Below are 2,928 nucleotides of genomic sequence, written 5' to 3' on the forward strand. Positions count from 1 at the left end.
CGGGGGCGCCGGCATTGCTGGAGTTGCCGACCGACCAGCCGCGTCCGGCGGTGCAGGACTATGCGGGCGATGTGGTTGGACTGGAACTGGATGCCGAACTGACGGCGGGCCTGAAGGCGCTGAGCCGGCGCCATGGCACCACGCTGTTCATGACTGTCCTGGCTGGCTGGGCGGCGGTGCTGTCGCGGCTGTCGGGGCAGGATGAGGTGGTGATTGGCACGCCGATGGCTGGCCGCCTGCGTGCCGAGGTCGAGCCGCTGATCGGTATCTTCATCAATACCCAGGCGCTGCGCATCGGCCTGGCCGGTTCGCCGACGGTTGCGCAACTGCTGCAGTCGGTGAAGGCGCGCACGCTGGAAGCGCAGCAGCACCAGGACCTGCCGTTCGAGCAGGTGGTGGAGCTGGTCAACCCGCCACGCAGCATGGCACACAGCCCGCTGTTCCAGGCATCGTTTGCCTGGCAGAACAATGAAGAGGGTGAACTTACGCTGGATGGTCTCACGCCGGCGGCCGTGGGTGGCAAGTACCTGACGTCGAAGTTTGACCTGACCCTGAACCTGGGTGAAGCGGGCGATGTGATTGCCGGTGGTCTGGAATATGCGACGGCCTTGTTCGAGCGTGCCAGCGTCGAACGCATGCTGGGTTACCTGCAGCGTGCATTGACGGCGATGGTGGACAACGACAGCCTGCAGGTTGCGCGGCTGCCGCTGTTGGACGAGCAGGAACGCCAACAATTGCTGGTCGACTGGAATGCGACCGATGCCTATCCTGCAACCACCTGTCTGCACGAGCTGTTCGAGGCGCAGGCCGCCGCACAGCCGCAGGCCATCGTACTCACGCACGAAGAACAACAGCTGAGCTACGGCGAACTCAATAGCCGCGCCAACCGCTTGGCGCGTCACCTGCGCACGCTGGGAGTGGGACCCGATGCACGGGTAGCGATCTGCATGGAGCGCAGCCTCGACATGGTGGTCGCGATCCTGGCGGTAATGAAGGCCGGTGGCGGCTATGTGCCGCTGGACCCGGCGTATCCGCCAGAGCGTCTCACGTTCATGCTCGAAGACAGCGCCCCGGTGGCGCTGCTGACGCACGGCGCGCTCGATCCGGCACTGCGCACCACGCTGGAGAGTTGCCCGGCAATCGTGGTCGAGCTCGATGCACATTCCGCATGGGCGGATGAAGACGCCAGCGACCTCGCAATCGAGGCGACCGGGGTCACACCAGCAAGTCTGGCCTACGTAATCTACACCTCCGGTTCGACCGGCACACCGAAGGGCGTGATGGTCGAGCACCGCAACGTCGCGCGCCTGCTCAATGCCACCGATGGCCGGTTCGGCTTTGACCGGCAGGACGTATGGACGCTGTTCCACTCGTTCGCGTTCGACTTCTCGGTATGGGAGCTGTGGGGCGCACTGGCCTATGGCGGTCGGCTGGTAGTGGTGCCGCAGGAGACGGTACGCGCGCCGGATGCGTTTTTTGCACTGTTGTGCCGCGAAGGAGTGACGGTACTGAACCAGACGCCGAGCGCGTTTCGTCAACTGATCACCTCCCAGGAGCGCAGCGTCGAACAGCACAAGCTGCGCCAGGTGATTTTTGGTGGCGAAGCACTGGAAGTGGCGATGCTGCGGCCGTGGTATGCACGGCAAGGCAACCGCGACACGCAACTGGTCAACATGTACGGGATCACCGAAACCACGGTGCACGTGACTTACCGGGCGCTTACGGCGGCGGATGCGGAGACGGCCGGGCCGAGCCCGATCGGGCAACGGATAGCGGATCTGCGCATCTACCTGCTGGATGGGTACGGGCAGCCGGTGCCGCAGGGTGCGGCCGGCGAGTTGTATGTCGGCGGCGCCGGGGTGGCGCGTGGTTACCTGAACCGCGATGGCCTGACGGCCGAACGTTTCCTGGCCGATCCGTTCAGTGACGAGCCGCGTGCCCGGATGTACAAAACCGGCGACCTGGGTCGCCACCTGAAGGATGGCAGTATTCAGTTCCTGGGTCGCAACGACGATCAGGTCAAGCTGCGCGGCTTCCGTATTGAGCTGGGCGAAATTGAAGCACGCTTGCTGGAACAGGAAGGTATTCGTGAAGCGGTAGTGATCGCACGCGAGGATCAGCCGGGCGACAAGCGGCTGGTGGCGTACTACACGGAAGACGAGCCGGGCACGGTGGAAGTGGACGGCATGCGCACGCACCTGTCGGCAACGCTGCCGGAGTACATGGTGCCGGCTGCCTATGTCGCACTCGATGCACTGCCGCTGACGCCAAATGGCAAGCTCGACCGCCAGGCGCTGCCGGCGCCGGATGGCGATGCCTATGCAAGCGAGGTCTACGAAGCGCCACAAGGTGAAGCCGAAACTACGCTGGCGGCGATCTGGGCCGAGGTGCTCGGCGTCGAGCGCGTCGGGCGCAACGACAATTTCTTCCGGCTAGGGGGCCATTCGCTGCTGGCCATTACGCTGATCGAACGCATGCGCCGGGCCGGCCTGCATGCCGATGTGCGCAGCCTGTTCACCCATCCGGTGCTGGCCGAACTGGCCTCGGAGGCGGGCAGCAGCAGCGCGACCGTAGTCGTACCCGACAACCTGATTGCGCCTGATTGCGTGGCGATCACCCCGGCCATGCTGCCGCTGGTGTCGCTCACCCAGGCCGAGATCGACCGTATCGTCGCCAGCGTGCCCGGCGGCGCGGCCAACGTGCAGGACATCTACCCGCTGGCGCCGCTGCAGGAAGGCATCCTGTTCCATCACCTCGCCAGCACAAAGGGCGACGTCTACCTGCTGTCGTCGCTGTTTAGTTTCGACAGTCGCGACCTGCTCGACCATTTCATGCAGTCGCTGCAGGCAGTGATCGACCGGCATGACATCCTGCGCACCGCGGTGCAGTGGGAAGGCCTGGCCGAGCCGCTGCAGGTGGTCTGGCGCA

General features: G+C 65.0%; 1 protein-coding gene. It reads left to right on the forward strand.

Annotation, left to right across the window (positions count from 1 at the left end):
- Positions 1-71: 71 nt before the first annotated feature.
- A partial coding sequence (locus ACFQUU_RS29100) for an amino acid adenylation domain-containing protein (protein ID WP_382252105.1) occupies positions 72-2,928 on the forward strand: 2,857 nt, incomplete at its 3' end.

The organism is Herbaspirillum sp. GCM10030257, from assembly GCF_042666555.1.
Lineage (GTDB): Bacteria > Pseudomonadota > Gammaproteobacteria > Burkholderiales > Burkholderiaceae_D > Noviherbaspirillum.